The organism is Kribbella sp. NPDC004875 (assembly GCF_042873375.1).
Taxonomy (GTDB): Bacteria; Actinomycetota; Actinomycetes; order Propionibacteriales; family Kribbellaceae; genus Kribbella.
On the sequence record NZ_JBIALI010000007.1, the window covers coordinates 293,938 to 312,021 of the forward strand.

Here is an 18,084-nt window from a genome sequence, read left to right on the forward strand (position 1 = left end):
CACATGCTCCTCGCTCGGGATGCCTCTGAGGCTAGCGGAGCTCTTCACGGGGGTCTCCGAGTCCGCGGACCAGCTCTGGCGAGAGGTCCTTGATCGTGGGTGCTCCGAGCAGTTGCATGGTGCGCACGGTCTCGGTGGCCAAGAGCTCGCTCGTGCGACGTACCCCGGCCTCACCGGCAGCCATCAGGCCGTACAGGTAGGCGCGACCGACGAGCACTGCGGTTGCGCCCAGACACAGTGCGACGACGACATCTGAGCCCGACATGAAGCTACCGTCGACCATGATCTCGGTCTGGTCGCCGAGCGCTTCCACGAAGCGGGGCAAGACGTCGAGCGGCGTCGGGGAGCGGTCGAGCTGGCGGCCTCCATGGTTGCTGATCACGACCGCATCGACGCCGACGTCCACGCAGTCCGTGGCGTCTTGCAGCGACGTGATTCCTTTGACGATCAGCTTGCCCGCCCACTGATCACGCAGCCAGGCGAGGTCATCGAGGCTGAGGGCCGGATCGAACAGAGTCGCAGCAAGCTCTGCGACCGTACCCTGCCACTGCGCCAGAGAGGCGAACGACAAGGGCGGGGTAGTGAGCAGGTCGAACCACCAGTGGGGATGGCGCGCTCCGTCCACGACCGTGCGCAGCCCGATCGCGGGCGGGATCGTCATACCGTTGCGGACATCGCGTAGTCGCGCGCCAGGAACGGCGGTGTCCACCGTCAGGATCAGGGCGTCATACCCGGCGGCCTCCGCCCGCTGGATCAGGTCGAGTGAACGCGCGCGGTCTCGCCAGATATACAGCTGGAACCAGCGCCTGCATCCCGGTATCTCAGCCGCAATGTCCTCCAGTGAGGTCGTTCCCATCGTCGACAGTGCGTAGGTGATGCCGGCGGAACCTGCAGCGCGTGCGACAGCGAGCTCGCCGGAGCTGTGCATCATGCGAGTGAACCCGGTCGGGGCGAAGACCACGGGAATCGGGGATCTCATTCCCAAGATCTCGGTGCTCGGGTCGGGCTGCGACACGTCGCGCAGCGTTCGCGGAGCGAACCGGGCCCCCTCCAACACCGAGCGCGCAGCTCTCAGTGAGAGCTCCGACTCAGCGCCGCCGTCGACGTAGTCGAAGACCGCCCGAGGGACGCGCCGCTGTGCGATCGCTCGCAGATCGTGCACCGAAGCAGCGGCGGCGGCTCGTCGCCGGTCTCCGTGAAGCTCGATCGGCTTGGGACGAAGCAGTGGCCCGAGCTCGCTCCATCGTGGCAGCCGACGATGGGCAGGAGAGATAGTGGTCACAGCCACCAGCATGCATGCAGCCATTACAGGGGTCAACTGACGCTGCATCCCCCCTTAATGCCATTCGGCGTGACTCTTGACAGACGCTGCATGCAACAGCACGATCGTGATGTCAGGCAGGATGCGCCTGATCTTCTGAAGGGAGAGCGCACATGGCTGCCTCGTATCGCGTACTGATCCCGCTGCCGGACACCGACTTCGACACCACGGAAGCTGCGATCTCATGGAGCCGGTTCATCGACGCAGGGTTCACCGTCACTTTCGCGACCGAAACCGGAAAAGTCGCCCGCTGTGACCAGCGGCTGCTCAAGAGCGGCTGGTTCAACCCGCTGCCGGCCGGCCCCGAAGCGCGCGCCGCCTACACCGCGATGGCGGCCTCGGCGGAGTTCCAGGCGCCGATCACCTACCGCGCCATCGACGTGGCGGACTTCGACGCCATCCACCTCGGAGGCGGCCACGCCCAGGGGATGCGGCAATACCTCGACAGCGCGGTGCTCCGGAGCAAGGTCGTCGACTTCGATCGCGCGGGGAAGCTCATCGGGGCGGTCTGCCACGGCACCCTGATCCCGGCGCGAGCCATCGACCCGTCGACCCAGCAAAGCATCATTGCCGGTCGCCGGTTCACGACCTTGACCCTCCCGCTGGAGAAGTGGGCCTTCAAGATCACCTGGTACCGCGTCGGTCGCCGGTACCGCACCTACTGGAAGTACACCGAGACCGAGGTTCGCGAAGGTGTCGGCCCCCGCGGCGAGGTCGTCCGGGGAGAGTCGTTCGAGACACCGCTGGTCGTCGAGGACGGCAACTTCATCAGCGCGCGCTACCCCCTCGATGTCCCTGAGTACGCCTCCGCGTTCGTAGGTCGCCTCCAGAACTCCGGGCGAGCCCCGGAGGACGTCTCTGGCAACGTCTCCGAGCAGGCAGCACCCCGCAGCCGCTAGCGCTCAGCGCTTCTCATCCAACCGGCGCCCCGGCCGACCTGGCTACCCGAACTTCACCCACGAGCGAACGCGCGCTGCCGCGCGCCTGAAAACAGGCCCCAATAGGAGAGTCATGCCCATCCCCGTTCCCGTCAGCGAGCGAAAGAACCGCCAAACCACCAACGCCCTGTTCTCGGACAACAAGCTCAAGCTCGGCCTCTTCGGCCCCAACTGTGACCACGGCTGCGCGATGACGCTGTCCGACGACGTCCCACTGCTGACCTATGTCCTGCGGAGCATCTCCGCTAGTCGCGACAGCGTGTCTTCGTTGCGCTTGTAGTGGACCCATTTGCCGATCCGTGTGGACCGCACGAGGCCCGCCCGTTCGAGGGTTGCCATATACGAAGAGATCGTCGATTGCGCCAACCCCGACTTGGCTTGCAGGTGGCTGACACAGACCCCGACGTCGTCCCGGTCGGCGATCGGTTCCCACTGCGCGAACTCGCCGTGGGGGTCTCGCAGCCAATCCATGATCTGCAGCCGCGCAGGGTTGGCCAGGGCCTTCAAGGCTTCGACCGCATCCAGCGGGGCATCGTTTCCTGTCTCGCTCTCTGGGCCCATCGCCTGTGCCTTCGCCACGGTGTCTCCTCTCTCTGAGCACCACCGTATCTCGATGTGACGAATTGAGCTCTTCCTCCGTGCCAACAAGTTGACAGATCGCGATATGACGATATGTTTAGCGAACCAAGTTCGCCGCGTCGCGGCCGCCCGGCTGCGGGCCGCCGCGAACGCCGGCATACACAAGAGGAGTGCGCAATGCCTGACACCAGTAAGCCGTTGATCGTCGTCGCGGGTGCCACCAGCAAGCAGGGAAGGAGCGTCGCCACGTCCTTGCTCGAGAGCGGCAGGTTCCGGGTGCGAGCCCTGACCCGGAACGCCGATTCGGCCCAGGCCCGGAGCCTGGCGGGACTGGGAGCGGAGATCGCCGAGGTTCCCCTCGCGCCGGGCCACCAGCGCGAGCTCGTGGACGCGTTCGGATCGGCCGAGGGAGCTTTCCTGATGACGCCGCCCCTCCTGCCGCCCGACTCCGAGGAGTACCTCATCGGGAGCCAACTTGCTGATGCCGCAGGCGAAGCCGGAGTAGGTCACGTCGTCTTCAGCACCCTGGAGAACGTCGAGGAGAGGACGTCGGGCACAAAATGGGCGCCGCACTTCACCGACAAGGCGCTCGTCGCCGAGCACATTCGGACTCTGCCGATCGCGCACACCTTCGTCTCGCTCTCGTTCTACTACACGAATGCGCTGGAGTACTACGTCCCGCACGTCGACGGTGACACGGTGGTCATGCCCTTCTACTTCCCCGAGGACTTCCGCGTCCCGTTCGTGGACCCGCTCACTGCGGCCGGCCCCGCCGTTCTGGAGGTGTTCTCCAACCCCGACACCTACCGCGGCGCGTGGCTACCGGTCGTCGGTGATGTGATCTCCCCGGCCGAGATGGTCGAGACGTTCTCCCGTGTTACCGGACTCAAGGCCGAGTACCGCAACGCCTACACGCGCGAAGGCCTTCTTGAGTACTTCCCTTTCCTGGGCGTGAACCCTTTGGCAGCCGACGAGACTATCGGCATGGTCGAGTACGCGGTGGAGTACGGATACTTCCGCGGCGACCGCGACCTCCAGTGGAGCCGACGCATCGATCCCAACACGCTGACCTGGGAACAGTTCGTCCGCAACACCGGCTGGCGCGGGGAGCGGGTCGCCTTCGGCAGCTAGACCCAATCATCGACGAGATTGGAAGCTTCGAGCCGTACTGCCCCACCGGAACCTTCACCGAGCAGGACGAGAGCCTCGCCGCGCCACGAGCACTGCTGGCGCCGCGGGCGTACTGGTGGGCCATCAGACAGATCCGGCGTGAGCACGGCTCGGTCGCCGGCGTGGCCCGCCAGCTGGGCACGACCTGGAACACGGTGTGGCTCGCGATCAAGCCACTCACTGAGCAGGTGGCTGGCGATGAGTTCCGGTTCGCTGGCGTCAACCGGCTCGGTGTCGGCGAGCACGTGTGGCATCACGTGCTCCTCGACAGTGAGCTGCCGATTGATGACGGCGGTCGTGGACCGAAACTTCTGACCGGGATGGTCGACCTCACCCCCGGTGCTGATCGGACGCCGCGGGCACGACGGCTCGGCCTCGTGCCCGGTCGGTCGGGGAAGACCTGCAGCGACTGGCTCGAACAGCGCGGGGAGGTGTTCGGGAACACGGCGGCGTGCCACGGTCGCGGACGGGTCAAGCTGCGGCGGGCGAACGAGATTCTCAAGGCAGTAGCGATTTCCTTCGGGGCCGAGCTCGACCGGCCCGGGAGACGGTGATTCGGTTCATCGCCGAACACAAGGTTCACTAGGTGACCGACCCCGCCATCGGCGGGGTCGGTCTTGTCTGGGGAGTCGAGCCCATGTGCGCCATGCTGTCCGAGCACGGCGTCAAGTTCAGCCCCTAGACCTACTACGAGTGGGTCGCCAAGAGCCCACCAGACGTCAGCTGCGTGACGAGGAGATCATCGCGGCGATCCTCCAGTTGCGGGAGCGCAACAAGCTCAACAAGCGGCTGGGGTCCAAGAAGACGCCCCTCGGTCGGATCAGCTGGTGACGCGCTCGACAACACGCTTGCCGAGACCAGCATCGGGACGTTCAAGAACGAGTTGATCGACTCAGGAAACCGGGTTCCCGGACACGCCGGGAGGTGTCACATCTCTCCTGAGCACATGCAGGCTGACTTTCAGGGCCCCACGGCGCGCGCACTCGCTCACTGCAGAGGCGACGAGCTGCTCACCGACTCCACACCTTTGGCGCGAGGGTCGACGGCCAGGCCCCCGTCTCGAGGACGTTGCGTCAAGCGTGCAGCGACACGGAGCCTCGAAGCTCGACGTAGCCGACCAACGCCTGACCCAGCACCGCCACGAGGACGTCACCCGTACGGCGCTCTTCGCCGAAGAACTCGTAGGTGGCCGGATCGGAGGGCCGCGGGGCCGGGGTCACCGCGTTTGTCCACGGTGCAAGGTCAATGCGAGCAAGCTCAAGGGCGTCAACGTCACTCGCCCCGCGTGCCCTGATCACCAACCGGTCGTCCCTCTCCAGCCGTTCCGGACTCTCAGTCACCTGCGAGGATCTCCGTAACGGCCAACGCCCGGCCCCACTCGACGCCTCAGCGTCTGCAGCTCTCGCGGACAGCAGAGCCGCTGGACCCAATTTGTCTGGCCGCATAATGCCGGACGAGAAGGCGTGCGGTCGACTCGCCGGCACTGGCGCCGAGCCGCTTGCAGCCGTTCCGCCGTGACGGTGTGTGGCTCTCCGGTTGACACGGGCCGCGTCGGGCGGACTGATGCGACCCTGGCGACGCGTTGCTAACTCTGCTTGGAACTCTGCTTGGGCGCTGCGCCGTTCAACGCAACCATGCGGCGAGCCGCGCCGAGTGCGGCGAGCGCCGCCGAAGCGAACAGAGCCCCCACCCACAGCGGCGCCACATAGGCGGAGCTGGCGGTCAGGGCGAGGCCGCATACCCAGGCTCCCAGCGCGTTCCCGACGTTGAGGGCGGCGATGTTCACGCCGGACCCGAGCGTGGGGGCATCGCCGGCGAAGCGCATGACGCGCAGCTGCAGTGCCGGGGCCGAGGCGAAACCGACGATGCCGAGCAGAAGCATCAGCACCACCACGGCGGCCTTGACCTCGGCTAGTAGGGCGAACGCCACGAAAAGGATGCTCATGGTGGCGAGAGCGACCGCGAGGGATCGGTCGACTCCTCGGTCGGCGGCCCGCCCGCCGAGAAGGTTGCCGATGAAACTCCCGACGCCGAAGAGGAGCAATAGCCACGGCAGGCTCGCAGAGGCGAAGCCGCTGACGTGGGTGAGCGTGAAGGCGATGTAGGTGAAGGCGCCGACGAGGCCGCCGAAGGCCCCGACGCTGACCAGGGCCGAGGCGAGGACCTGCCCACGCAGTACGACCCGCAGCTCGGCGCTCAGCCCGCCTGGCGACTGCTCGTCTCCGCGCCGGTTCACCAGCACGGCGATGCCGATCATCGCGGCAATGCCGACCACGCTGATCGCCCAGAAGGTCGACCGCCAGCCGGCGAGCTGGCCGAGGAACGTGCCGGCCGGAACGCCCAGAACGTTGGCGACCGTGAGGCCAGCGAACATCAGGGCAATCGCCTGCGCCGCACGACTCTTCTCAACCAGCTGCGAGGCCACCACCGCACCGATACTGAAGTAGGCCCCGTGGCACAACGCGGCTATCACCCGCGCCAGCAGCATGACCGCGAATGTGGGCGCGAGCGCGGAGAGCAGGTTGCCGAGAATGAACAAGCACATCAGGGCCAGGAGCAACGGCTTGCGGCTGAACCGGCGCACGGCCACGGTGAGCCCGAGTGCGCCGACCGCCACGCTGAGCGCGTAAACCGAGACCAGGAGGCCAGCAGTGTCCTCGCGCACGCCGAAGTCGTCGGCGATCTCCGGCAGCAGGCCGACGATCCCGAACTCCGTGAGTCCGATGCCGAACCCTCCCAGCGCCAGTGCGATCAATCCCCAAGTCATGTGGATCCCCTTCGGCTATACATCGCTAATTCGCGATATGTTGAGCATCGCAAAAAGGCGATCCGAAGGCAAGTCAAGTTGTAGTACCGCCGCGAGCACCGGTCCGGCGACGCCCCGTCGTTTCGCCCGCCGAGGACCTTGGTGGCCAGGGATTTCGTCGTACTGAGTGTTGGACGCCCGAGGCAACGTATCGGAGTTCACCGGGGGCGCCGACGACCCCTTGCGAGAAAGGACGTCCCGGCTCTTACAGACCTTTGACGTACCGCTGTTCAGGCCGGGTCCGGATCTAGCAGCGCGCGATGACGATGTCCGCGACGACCTTCCAGCCCAGGCTCCGGTAGAGCCGCAGGCCGTCGATCGACGCGATCAGGATGCCGCGTTTGGCGCCCTGGGCCGCGGCGGTCTCGACCAGCGACGCCATCACGGCGCTGTCGAGGCCGCGCGGCCGGTGCTGTTATCGGTCAGGCGACCTGCTGGAGATAGAAGCGGGCGGAAGCGACCAACCCGTCACGCTCGGTCCAGATCGCCGGGCCGCCGAGCTGCGCGGGTTCGCCGTTGACCTTGGTACCGGTCATCCACCACTCCGACCAAACTTCGGTGCCGTTCACTGCGGTCCGTAACACCTCGGCGTGGAGGTCGGGGATGCCTGCGAAAATCTGCGTCCAGTTGCGGAGCACATTGTCGTTACCGACGAAGTCCATGGCCGGCTGCAGGGGCGTCACCACCTCGTAATCGGTGGTGAAGCAATCTGCGACCCGCTGCGGATCGTGAGAGTTCATCGCGTCGCGCAGCGCGCGGACAGCAACAGGTAGGTCGATCGAATCGGCAGGAGTTTCCGGCATGGCACATTGCTCCTCATGTGGGTTTGATGTTCCCGGCAGGCACCCGCGCGGCTGCGATGGGTCAGCTGTGAATTGCGCCAACGTGATCGCGGACGGCAACGGGTCCACCGGCTAGCGCCCCGTTTCGGCCACTTCTTACCGGCTAGCACCCGTTTCGGCCGCTTCGTGACGAATTCGTCGCTAGCGGCGGTTCGCCAGCACTTCGCGCACAGGGCCGTACGGACGGGCGACCGCCGTACGGGCCTGTGCTGCTTGGTCGGCTGCCGCGAGCAGCCGCGCCCTCGTCAGCTGGAGGACTGGACGTACTTGATGAACCCCACCGCATCCGGGGCGGTCAACCGACCCACTGCTCCGGTCGAGTAGGTGCTCAGCAGCACGCGGCCGTCGGGATCGAGGATGAAGCCGGTGGCCTGCACATAGGACGGGTCCTCGTGGACGAACGCACCGGTGAGTTCCGCGAGCCGCGCGGGCGAGGCGCCGTACCCGATGGGGAACGCGATGCTGTGGGAGTCCACCATCGTGCTCGCGTCGTCCTTCGGGTCCGCGGAGATGGACACGACGGCCGCACCGATGGCGTCCAGGTCGGGCAGGGCCCTGGTGAAGCCCTTGAGTTGCGTCACGCAGAAGGGGCACCACGAGCCACGGTTGAAGAGCACGACACCGTACTGGCCCCGCAGGTCGTCCGGGAGGACGATCTCCCCGCCTCCTACGCGATCCACTACCAGGCTGGGGAATTGATCACCTTCGTTGAGCAACGACATGTGCGAGCTTTCCTTTCGTGAGTTGTCACGTGTTAGAGCCCGCCCGGGCCGGGTTCTTACGCCTCCGCGCCGCGCGATCCGGCCTCGGTGGCGTGGTCGTCGGCGTGCACGACCGTTCCCCCGAGCGCCACCTCTCCCTGCGCGCCGGCGACGCCGAGGGTGATCGCCCCGTCCCCGGTCACGGGCGTGCGGCGGCTGCCATCGCCGGAGTACCGCACGAGCGAGTTGCCCTTGGTGTTGATGTGCAGGTTGAACACGTCAGGGCGCGAGTAGTGCCCGACGGGATCCAGGTGCGACTTGACGCCGACGATGTCGTTGAGGTCGATGTCGGCATAGAGGATGCCCTCGGCGTCCGGAGCCAGGCGGGCAGCCCGCGTCAACTCGTCGCCGTCCGGTCCGTACACACCGGCCCACCCGCCACCCACGGGCAACTTCTCCTTCTCGCCCTCGTCCAGTTCCCACGCGACTTGGGCGGAGGGTCCGATGACCTGGGTCGAGCAGATGACGAACGACTGCGTGAGAGCCGCGTAGACCGACGTCATGTTGCGGTCCGCGTCGATCGTCTGGTTGTACGCCGGCTGGAAGATGTCGTTGCTCGGCCACGAGGCGACGTGGATCTGCTCGTGCAGGGCGGTCATGGTGAAGATGGTGAGGGCCTGGTAGTGCTCCCAGCAGTTCAGCCCACCGATGCGTCCCACGGCGGTGTCGGCGACGAAGAGGTCCGAACCGTCGCCCTCCCCGAACAGGGTCCGCTCGACGTGGGTGGGCTTGAGCTTGCGCCGGTTGGCCACGATCTCACCGGAGCCGTCGATGAACACCTGGCTGATGTACAGCGTGCCGCCCGCCAGCTCGCTGTAGCCCATGACAACAAAGATGCCGTTACGCCGGGCGGCGTCCATGATCTGCCGCATGCGGGCGTCGCCGAGCTCCATCGAGCTCGCGTAGTACGGCCTGGTGAACCGGCCGGCCTGCCAGGGACTGTTGATCCACAACCACCAGGGGTAGCCCGAGACGTAGACCTCGGGGAACCCGATCACCTTCGCCCCGTTTGCCGCCGCCTCGTCGATGATGCGGCACGCCTTCTCGACGGTGGCGTCGCCGTCGAACCAAACGGGCTCGGACTGGACCGCTGCCACGCGCGTCGTGATGTCGTAGTCGATGCTCATGGGGGAACTCTCTCCTGTGTCTTCTTCTCGGACGAGGGCGCAGCTTTTCAGGGATGCGGTGAGTCCGGCGCCGCGGAGACGAGGTGGCGGCACTCGTCGCGGCGGGCGAGGGGGAGCTCGCGCCACTCCCCAGTGCCCACCCGAACATGGACGGCGTCACCGTCACCGGCGACCCGGACGTCCTCGCGGGCACGCAGGGCGAGCGTCAGGACGTGAGCCGCGCCAATGGCGGTGACGTCCCTGGTGATCCCGAGCGGGAGCAAGGAGCGCGTCTCCGCCACGGCCTCCTGCTCGCCGGCGCGCATCACGACACGTACCGACGGCGAGACCGCCGACGCGGCGACCGCGACTGCGACGTTGTCCAGGTCGTCGGAGCCGACCGCCGCCACCGCGAGGCAGCGGTCGAGCCGCAACCTCTCGAGCAGCCGGCGCGACGTCCCGTCGTCGATGATCACGGGGATCTGGAGCTGCCGGGCGAGCGCGACCCCCGCGGCGTCGTGGTCACGCTCGACGGCGACGACGGCGACGGCCTGCTCGGTAAGCCGCTGGCACAGCCGCACCCCGACCTGTCCCAGACCGACGACCACGACATGGCCCGTACGCGGCACCGCGCCCGAGCCACCGAGCCGCACGAGCCGGGGCTCCACGAACCGGTCGACGAGGCCGGCGGTGAAGAGCGCGGTGAGCACGATGGTGGCCAGCATCGCGAAGGCGGACAGGAGGCCGTAGGCACCGCTCGGATGCTCCGGGCCAGGCCCCACGGTGGCCAGCACGCGCACGGCCTCGCCCAGGGCGGCGACCGGAGGGTGTCCGGCCACGAGGGCGAGCCAGGACCAGTCGAGCACGAGCACGACGGCGAGCCCGGCCAGGCCCTGGGCCAGGATGCGGCCGCTGGGCTGGAGGTGACGGTAGTTCACGGTCAGCCTGCGCGACAGAACCTGCGCGCGCGACGGGCGCGGGAGTGCGCGGCGGTCCTCCTCGAAGTCGTTGTGGTCGTCGCGGCGCAGGACGAGGACGTCACCTCGCTCCGCGAACGCGGCCACGACCTGGCCGTCGAGACAGGGGCCGACCAGGCTCGGTACCGCGGCGAGTGCCGGTGAGACCACGCGCGCCCGCGGCTGGAGCGCCCGGAGCTGGGTGGCGATGGTGTGGTCGAAGACGGTGACGACCAGCGGCAGGGCCGGTGCGAGGTGGCTCGTCGCGAGGGCGTACCGCAGGGCGGAGACGTCGTCGCGGACCAGCACCAGAGCGTGTGCGACGTCCGAGTCCACCGCGACGGCGAGCTGCGCGTCGCTGGGCGCGGTGAGGTGCACCACGTGCGCCTGTCCTCCTGCTGCGCCCAGTGTCGCGCACACCCGGCGGGCCAACGGGGTGTCCCCGATGACGAGGAACCTCCCGTCGAGCGGCCCGGACGTTGCGTCGAGCACTAGACCGTGCCGCCGTCATCTGCTGCGTCGCTCAGGGCCTTGCGCGCCCTGCCGAGGGCCGGCGCGGGGCCCGCCTCGCCGCGCGCCAGCCGGCCGCGCAGCACGAGCACCCACCAGACCGCGCCGACCAGCATCACGCCGGCGAAGGTGCGGCCGGTGGCCCGGAAGTCGGGGAGGAACATCAGCGCCGCGGTGACCGCGACGAACATCGTGAGGCCCACCACGTGCACGGGAGTGCGCCAGGCACCGAGGGTGAACGTGCCCGGCGTGTCCTCCGGGAACCGACCGCGGGCGGTGGCGTGCAGCATGCCGGCAGTGGTCAGGACGTAGGCCAGGAAGTAGCCGAGTGCGGCGATGCCCAGGATGTAGGCGAAGGCCCGCTCGCTCGCGAACGCCGACATCAGCAGCACGACGGAGACGATGCCGCAGGTCCAGACCGCGGCCACCGGGGTCCGGCGGTGCGGGGAGACGGTGCTGAGCAGCGACGCACCCGGGACCATGTTGTCGCGGGCCATGGCGAACAGCAGCCGAGTCGCGACCAGCAGGACCGCCAGCACGCAGGCGAAGATGTTCGTCAGGGCGATGGCGACGACCACGTCGGCGAACAGCGGGCTCACCTGTGCGGCCATGATGTCGGAGATCGGGGTGGCCGAGGCGCCGATGGCGTCCCGATCCGGGACGGCCAGCAGGAACACGACGTACATCAGGAACTCGACGGCGGCTGCCGCGCCGAGCGCGTAGAGCATGGTGCGCGGGATGACCTTGCGCGCGTCGCGCGTCTCCTCGGCGATGTCGGCCGCCGCCTCGACGCCGAGCAGGCCGAAGATGCACGCCAGGGCGGAGGTCAGCCAGGCCGTGACGTAGGGAGCGGCGATGCCCTCCCCGCGGTCGAACAGGTAGTCCAGGCCCTGGTGGTCGCTGGACGAGACCAGGACGACGACCCCGATGAAGATCGTGACCCCCACCGTTACGAAGATCTCGAGCGCCACGCCGGTGTTGTTGAGGGCGGTGGTGAGACGCACGCCGTAGGCGTTGACCAGGACGCACACCAGCACGATGGCGACCGCGATCCAGATCTGCGTGCTGGTCGTCGACTCGAGCCCGAGCAGTCCGCTGAGGTAGCCCGCCATGGTGTAGGCCACGCCGGTGAACCCGCTGATGAATCCGATCAGCGCGGAGTAGCCGGTGAACCAACCAAGGCTGGGGCCGACGAGCCGGCTGGTCCATTGGTACGCGTAGCCCGAGAGCGGGATCTTGGAGGCGAGGTCACCGGCGATCACCGCCCACACGAGGAAAACCAGTGTCGCGACCGGGAAGGTCCACACGAACGCCGGTCCGGCGAGCGACAGGCCCAGACCGAAGCCGGAGTAGACGGCGGTGGTCGCGCTGATGACGGCGAACCCGAGGCAGAACGACGCCAGTCGTCCCACGGACCGGTCCAGCTCCTGCGTGTACCCGAAGCTGCCGAGCGCGGAATCTTCGTCGTGCGTGCTCATGGGTCTCCTGGGGTGTGGTGGTGGCGGTGCGCGTGCTGGTCGGCTCAGCCGTCCACGCGCGCGATGCGCAGGGTGGCGGTCGCCCGGTGCGCCGACATGCCCTCGGACGCAGCGATCGTGTCAACGGCGTCGGCGAGCAGGTGCGTCGCCTCCTTCGCCACGCGCTGGTAGGTCAGCGGCTTGAGGTAGCGCGAGACCGACAGTCCGGCGGAGTGCTTGGCGCCACCTGCCGTTGGGAGCACGTGGTTGGTGCCTGCCATGCCCTTGTCCGAGTACGCGACGGTGCTCCAGGGACCCATGAAGAGCGAGCCGTAGTTGCGCAGGTTGTCGTGGTACCAGTCGTCGTCGGTGGTGATGACCTCGAGGTGCTCGGGCGCCAGGTCATCCATCAACGCAACGGCCGTCTCACGGTCCTCGGCCACTGTGATGCTGCCGTAGTCGCGCCACGCCGGGCCGCAGATGTCACGGGTCGACAGCCCCTCGATCTGGCGCTCGATCTCGACGAGCACCGCTTGGGCGAGCGCGGCGTCGGTGGTCACGAGGGCGGCGGGAGAGTCGGGGCCGTGCTCGGCCTGACCGAGTAGGTCTGCAGCCACGATTTCGGGCTCGGCGGACGCGTCGGCGATCACCGCTACCTCCGACGGGCCGGCGAGGAGGTCGATGGCCACCTTGCCGAACAGCTGGCGCTTGGCCTCGGCGACATAGGCGTTGCCGGCACCGACGATCATGTCGACGGGGTGCTCGTCCAGCAGCCCGAACGCCATCGCGGCCAGGGCCTGGACCCCGCCGAGCAGGAAGGCCCGGTCGACGCCGGACACGGCCGCGGCGTAGAGCACCGCCGCGTTGGCTCGGCCGTCGGGCTGGGGAGGCGTGCACGCAACGACCGAGGGCACCCCGGCGATCTTCGCCACGTTGACGGTCATGAAGGCGCTCGCCGTCAGGGGGAATCGTCCCGCCGGGAGGTACGCTCCGACGCGACCGACCGGCACGTAGCGGTGGCCGGTGACGATGCCTGGCGCGAGTTCGGTCTCGAAGTCCTGCAGTTTCTCGCGCTGGGCGCGGGCGAAGACCGCCGTACGGTCGGCACCGAGCTCGATGGCCTCGCGCAGGGCGGGATCAAGGCGATCGCCGCTCGCCCTGATCGTGTCGGCGTCGAGCTCTACCGAGCCGCCCTCGAAGCGATCGAGCTCAAGGGCGTACCGCAGCACGGCGTCCATGCCATCGCGCTCGATGGTGGACAGCATCTCTGACACGGTGGCGATCACGGCGGGGTCACGTTGGGCGGCGGGCTGGTGGCTGCGCTCGCCGGTCTTGACGAGGTCGAAACGGCCCTTGAGCGCAGCCAGGACGGCAGGTGAGTGACGCATATCAGGACCGTATGAGGACATGATTAGGGGGACAACCCCGTCTTCACTGAGACGAAGCACAGGGTTTTCTTGTGATTGGTCGCCGGTCTACTATCCGCTGGTGACCACCCTCAACCAGTTGCGGGCGTTTCTGCTGTCGGCTCGAACTGGCACGTTCACCGCGGCGGCCTCGGAGATGGGCACGACGCAGGCTTCGGTCTCTGAGCTCGTGCGCCGACTCGAGGCTGAGTACCGGCTCGACTTGTTCGTGAGAGGCAGCCGCAAACTGGTGCTCACCGCCGCCGGGCGCGAACTACTTCCGCATGCCTCTCACTCGGTCGAGGCAGCGGACATCGGCGCGGACGCCCTGCGATCCCTGCGATCCCTCGGAGGCGGAGTCGCTACGTTCGGCCTGCTGCGCAACGCCAACTACTACCTTCTGTCCGGCTTGGTGGAGCCGTTCCTCGAACGGCATCCCGAAGTGCGCGTCCGTCTGCTCGGGCTCAACTCCGTCGGCGTGGCCGCCGCGGTCGCAGCCGGCGAACTGGAGGCGGGCCTGGTGGTGTTGCCCATCGACGACTCGGGACTACGCGTCACTCCCCTGATGCGGGACGAAGTTCTCTTGGCGACCAGCGACCCGGAGCGTGCTGCTGCGCCGGCCACCATCGAGGACCTTGCCGCGACCCGTCTCGTCCTGTACGACGCCCACGTCGGATGGCGCGATCCGACGCGCCGCCAACTCAGCGAGAGAGCCCAACTCCGCGGCCTCAAGCTGGAGGCATGGGTGGAGGTCGAGCACGTCGAGTCCGCTCTGTCGCTCGTGAGTCGCGGCGTGGGAGACACGGTGATCTGCCAAGCCGTCGCCGACAGCCCAGCGTGCCCGGACAACATCCACGTCACGCCCTTCGCGGAGCCGCTCTACGACACCATCGCGCTCATTCAACGCGAGAACGGACCACTGTCTCCGGCCACAGCCGAGCTAATGCAGTCGGCGCGCGAGATGCTGATGCGCGGCAGGAGAGAATGACTACGGCAGCAACACAGCGGCGCTCTCCCTGGGGACGCCCTGCCAGCTTGCCGAGCAGGTCTGGCCTCAGACTTTGAGGAACTCGGCCGGGATCATCTGGTCCGCCTCCAGGGGCGCGCCGAGGATCGTCTGGCCGGTTGCCTCGGCCGCCTGGCCCATGACGTCGTACGAGACCTGCCAGCCGTCCGGCCTGGGCTGCCGCACGTCACGGCCCACTCGGCGGAAGAATGCCTCCAGCCCGCCCGGTGTGATCACCGCGAGCGTCTCCGCATCCGAGGTGATGCGGTGCGCCATCGGCACACCGCGCGGCACGACCACCAGCCCGCCCGCCGACAGCTCGTAGCGGTGCTCACCGACCCAGTAGATGCCGTTGCCGCTCAGCATCACGATGATCTCGTCCTCGTTGCTGTGTGTGTAGACCGGCGACGCCGAACCCGCCGACGCATCGGACCGGAACAACGACAGTTGGCCTCCCGTGTGCTGCTCGTTGAGAAGGATCCGCATCAGTCCCCCGCCGAGCCACTCCAGCGACTCGTGCTCACCGGCCTCGGCCACGTAGGCCGCAAGACCTTGGGCGGCTTCGACGTCGGTCGGCAGCTTGTCCTCCGGACCGAGCGGCGGGCCGAGAATGAGCTGACCGTTGTCCGCGGCCGCCTTGGCCATGGTCTGCGGCGTGACGCTCCACCCCTCCGGCTTCGGCGTCCGGAGGTCGTGGCCCGCGCCCCGGAAGAAGTTCTCCAGACCGGACGGCGTACTCAGCGCCAGCAGGTCCGCGTCGGAGGTGATGCGGTACGCGTGCGGGACGCCGCGCGGCAGGAACGCGACGCTGCCCTCACCCACCTCGAACCGCTGGTCGCCGACCCAGTAGATGGCACTGCCACGCAGCAACACGAAGATCTCGTCCTCGCGCGTGTGCAGGTGCGCCGGCGAGGCCGCCCCGGCCGGCGCGGACGACCGGAACATGGAGAATTGCCCGCCGGTCCGCTCACCGTCCAGCAGGACCTGCATGATGCCGCCACCGAGCCACTCCAGCTGCTGATGATCAGCAGCTGCCCCCGCATACGAGATTGCCATCGTTTGGTCCTTCCGATCCGTGCTGCTGCCAAGTTCCCGCGCCGGAACAACCTAGTGCGGCAGGCCCGGGCCCGACCGGTTTCTTTCAGTCCCGTAAGAGATGGACCAGCGGAGCTTCAGCTGGTCGGCCAGGGCTTCTTTCAAGAGCGTAAGAATTCTCCGGCCGGGATCGGCCGCCGCTACGGTGGTGGGCATGGAGGACAACGTCGAGGTGATGATCGTGGAGGACGACGCCACCGTCCGAGCCGTCGTCACCGACTACCTCCGCGGTCGCGGGTACCAGGTGACCGAGTTCGCCGACGGCCGCACGGCTCAGGAAACGCTGCGCACCGCCCGGCCGGACGTGCTGGTCCTGGATCGGATGCTGCCCGGTGTCAGCGGAGACGAGTTGTGCCGTCAGGTGCGGTTCGCGGCGCCGCAGACGTCGATCATCATGCTGACCGCGCTGGGAGCGGCCGACGAACGGATCGACGGACTCGAGCACGGCGCGGACGACTACATCGCCAAGCCCTTCGTGCTGCGCGAGCTGCAGCTGCGGATCGACGCGATGGTCCGGCGCAGCCGCCGTCCGCACTTGTTCTCCGCGCCGTTCACGATCGGCCCGTTCCGGGTGCACCCCGCGCAGCGGACGATCTGGCTGAACGGCACCGAGATGACGCTCACGGCCCGCGAGTACGAGCTGTTCCTATACCTGTTGCAGAACCCGGACCGCATCCTCAGCCGGGACGACATCCTGCGCGAGGTTTGGGGATGGAGCTTCGGCGAGACGTCCACCGTGACCGTGCACGTGCGTCGGCTGCGGGAGAAGATCGAACCGGAGCCCCGATTTCCCCGCTACCTGCTCACCGAGTGGGGCCGCGGCTACCGTTTCACGGTGGAGGGCGTCGCGTGAGGCTTCCCGCGATCGACCTGCTGCTCATCCTCGGCAGCGCCGTCGGCTGCACCACGGTGATCACCGTGATGGCGCTGCTGATCCTCCGGTTCTGCCCGCCCCGGTCCATCACATTCCAGTTCACGGTGGTGGTCGGCGCCGCCATCGCGTCCATCGTCTGCTCCACCGTCGCAGTCGCCGTACTGATGTATCTGTCCCTGCACGATCTTGCGGTGCTGCTGTGGGTCGTCGGGATTTCCGCGGCGCTGAGTCTCGCGGCGACCCTGCTCACCGCTCGCACGGCGAGTCGCGCGTTCGCCGACCTGCGGGTGACGGTCTCCCGCGTCGGCCAGGGCGATGTCGTCGACGCCCAGCCCCACAGCGGCAAGGAGTTCGCCGAACTGTCCACCCTGCTCGCCGACGTGTCCGAGAGACTCGCGGCGGCCCGCACCGAGATCGAGCAACTGGACGCCTCGCGCCGGCAGTTCTTCGCGTGGATCTCGCACGACCTGCGCACCCCGCTCACCGGAGTCAGCGCCCTGGCCGAGGCGCTCGAGGACGGCGCCGTGGAGGATCCCGCCGACTACATCCGCCGCATCCGCCAACAGGCCGCAACCATGAACCGGCTGGTCGACGACCTGTTCGAGCTCTCCCAGATCCAGAGCGGGCAGCTCCGGCTCCGGCCCGAGAACATCGAGCTGCTCGACATCGTTTCCGACGCCGTCGCCGACGTCCACCAGCTCGCGCTCGCGAAGGACATCCGGATCGTCCAGGCGAACGTCGAGGGCCACATGCTCCGGGCCGACCCGCACGAGCTCACCCGGGTCGTGGTCAATCTGCTCACCAACAGCATCCGCCACGCCCCGCACGGATCGGAGATCCTCATCTCCGCCGACCAGCACGACGACCGGCTGGTGCTGTCGCTGCTGGACCAGGGCGGCGGCGTCGACAGCGAGGACCTCACCCGGATGTTCGAGGTCGGCTGGCGCGGCACCGCGGCCCGTACCCCCGCGGTCCAGCCGGCCGGATCGCCCGGTGCCGGGCTCGGGCTGGCGATCGTCCGCGGCATCGTCCGGGCCCACGGCGGCGACGTCCACGCGGAGCACGCCCCCCAGGGCTTCCGGCTGAACATCGCCCTGCCCACGACGGCGACACCAGCCGGCTGACTCGCCGCCCACCCGCTCCGTTGTGCGTTTCCGTCTCCTGGAACCCCTTCCGTCCTGCACAGAGTTGTACAAACCTCTTCACTTGCAAGGCTTTCTCCATGAACGGCGATCGCCTCGCGGTGGCCGTGGTACG

The 18,084-nt window shown here is 68.0% G+C and carries 17 protein-coding genes and 1 pseudogene; 6 read left to right on the plus strand and 12 right to left on the minus strand.

Annotated features, from left to right (window positions below):
• Positions 1–31 precede the first annotated feature (31 nt).
• Positions 32–1,306, minus strand: coding sequence for an alpha-hydroxy acid oxidase (locus tag ACFYRH_RS35765; protein ID WP_387784564.1), 1,275 nt, complete (start codon positions 1,304–1,306; stop codon positions 32–34).
• Positions 1,307–1,434: 128 nt separating this feature from the next.
• On the opposite strand from ACFYRH_RS35765, the gene ACFYRH_RS35770 reads away from it, so the two are divergent.
• Entirely contained in the window at positions 1,435–2,220 is a 786-nt protein-coding gene (locus ACFYRH_RS35770; RefSeq protein WP_387784437.1) for a type 1 glutamine amidotransferase domain-containing protein, read from the plus strand.
• A 261-nt stretch (positions 2,221–2,481) separates the two neighbouring features.
• Here ACFYRH_RS35770 and ACFYRH_RS35775 read toward each other — a convergent pair whose 3' ends face one another.
• Positions 2,482–2,838: a metalloregulator ArsR/SmtB family transcription factor gene (locus ACFYRH_RS35775; RefSeq protein WP_363749096.1), complete on the minus strand. Its 357-nt coding sequence runs from the start codon at positions 2,836–2,838 to the stop codon at positions 2,482–2,484.
• 177 nt (positions 2,839–3,015) lie between these two features.
• Here ACFYRH_RS35775 and ACFYRH_RS35780 point away from each other — a divergent pair, with 177 nt between their 5' ends.
• Both ACFYRH_RS35780 and ACFYRH_RS35785 read left to right on the plus strand, forming a co-directional pair.
• Positions 3,016–3,969 carry an NmrA/HSCARG family protein gene (locus tag ACFYRH_RS35780; RefSeq protein WP_387784438.1) on the plus strand — a complete coding sequence of 318 codons (954 nt, stop codon included), beginning with the start codon at positions 3,016–3,018 and terminating at the stop codon, positions 3,967–3,969.
• A 500-nt stretch (positions 3,970–4,469) separates the two neighbouring features.
• Positions 4,470–4,812: pseudogene (locus tag ACFYRH_RS35785) on the plus strand (IS3 family transposase); the annotation flags it as partial.
• 269 nt (positions 4,813–5,081) lie between these two features.
• On the opposite strand, the gene ACFYRH_RS35790 reads toward ACFYRH_RS35785, so the two are convergent.
• From ACFYRH_RS35790 to hisD, 9 genes are all read right to left on the minus strand, one after another.
• Positions 5,082–5,228 carry a hypothetical protein gene (locus ACFYRH_RS35790; RefSeq protein ID WP_387784440.1) on the minus strand — a complete coding sequence of 49 codons (147 nt, stop codon included), beginning with the start codon at positions 5,226–5,228 and terminating at the stop codon, positions 5,082–5,084.
• 365 nt (positions 5,229–5,593) lie between these two features.
• The gene (locus ACFYRH_RS35795) at positions 5,594–6,775 is read right to left on the minus strand and encodes an MFS transporter (protein WP_387784442.1); all 1,182 of its coding nucleotides are present in this window, start codon (positions 6,773–6,775) and stop codon (positions 5,594–5,596) included.
• A 286-nt stretch (positions 6,776–7,061) separates the two neighbouring features.
• Positions 7,062–7,199 carry a hypothetical protein gene (locus ACFYRH_RS35800; RefSeq protein WP_387784444.1) on the minus strand — a complete coding sequence of 46 codons (138 nt, stop codon included), beginning with the start codon at positions 7,197–7,199 and terminating at the stop codon, positions 7,062–7,064.
• A 37-nt stretch (positions 7,200–7,236) separates the two neighbouring features.
• Entirely contained in the window at positions 7,237–7,617 is a 381-nt protein-coding gene (locus tag ACFYRH_RS35805) for a nuclear transport factor 2 family protein (RefSeq protein ID WP_387784446.1), read from the minus strand.
• Positions 7,618–7,901: 284 nt separating this feature from the next.
• A complete protein-coding gene (locus tag ACFYRH_RS35810; RefSeq protein ID WP_387784447.1) occupies positions 7,902–8,378 on the minus strand; it encodes a redoxin domain-containing protein in 477 nt (158 codons plus the stop codon).
• Between the two features lie 56 nt (positions 8,379–8,434).
• Positions 8,435–9,544: a carbon-nitrogen hydrolase family protein gene (locus ACFYRH_RS35815; RefSeq protein ID WP_387784449.1), complete on the minus strand. Its 1,110-nt coding sequence runs from the start codon at positions 9,542–9,544 to the stop codon at positions 8,435–8,437.
• Positions 9,545–9,591: 47 nt separating this feature from the next.
• Positions 9,592–10,971, minus strand: coding sequence for an NAD-binding protein (locus ACFYRH_RS35820; protein ID WP_387784450.1), 1,380 nt, complete (start codon positions 10,969–10,971; stop codon positions 9,592–9,594).
• Complete coding sequence (locus ACFYRH_RS35825; RefSeq protein WP_387784451.1) at positions 10,971–12,467, minus strand: amino acid permease; 1,497 nt, start codon at positions 12,465–12,467, stop codon at positions 10,971–10,973. Before ACFYRH_RS35825 ends, ACFYRH_RS35820 begins: the two co-directional genes overlap by 1 nt.
• Before the next feature lie 44 nt (positions 12,468–12,511).
• A complete protein-coding gene (gene hisD, locus ACFYRH_RS35830) occupies positions 12,512–13,834 on the minus strand; it encodes a histidinol dehydrogenase (RefSeq protein WP_387784453.1) in 1,323 nt (440 codons plus the stop codon).
• Between the two features lie 100 nt (positions 13,835–13,934).
• Here hisD and ACFYRH_RS35835 point away from each other — a divergent pair, with 100 nt between their 5' ends.
• The gene (locus tag ACFYRH_RS35835; RefSeq protein WP_387784455.1) at positions 13,935–14,840 is read left to right on the plus strand and encodes a LysR family transcriptional regulator; all 906 of its coding nucleotides are present in this window, start codon (positions 13,935–13,937) and stop codon (positions 14,838–14,840) included.
• Positions 14,841–14,906: 66 nt separating this feature from the next.
• On the opposite strand, the gene ACFYRH_RS35840 is transcribed toward ACFYRH_RS35835, so the two are convergent.
• Entirely contained in the window at positions 14,907–15,914 is a 1,008-nt protein-coding gene (locus ACFYRH_RS35840; protein ID WP_387784457.1) for a cupin domain-containing protein, read from the minus strand.
• Between the two features lie 193 nt (positions 15,915–16,107).
• Here ACFYRH_RS35840 and ACFYRH_RS35845 point away from each other — a divergent pair, with 193 nt between their 5' ends.
• Both ACFYRH_RS35845 and ACFYRH_RS35850 read left to right on the plus strand, forming a co-directional pair.
• Positions 16,108–16,806, plus strand: a complete 699-nt coding sequence (locus ACFYRH_RS35845) for a response regulator transcription factor (RefSeq protein WP_387784459.1) — start codon at positions 16,108–16,110, stop codon at positions 16,804–16,806.
• The gene (locus ACFYRH_RS35850; RefSeq protein WP_387784461.1) at positions 16,803–17,951 is read left to right on the plus strand and encodes a sensor histidine kinase; all 1,149 of its coding nucleotides are present in this window, start codon (positions 16,803–16,805) and stop codon (positions 17,949–17,951) included. The genes ACFYRH_RS35845 and ACFYRH_RS35850 overlap by 4 nt, the downstream gene beginning before the upstream one ends.
• Positions 17,952–18,084: the final 133 nt, after the last annotated feature.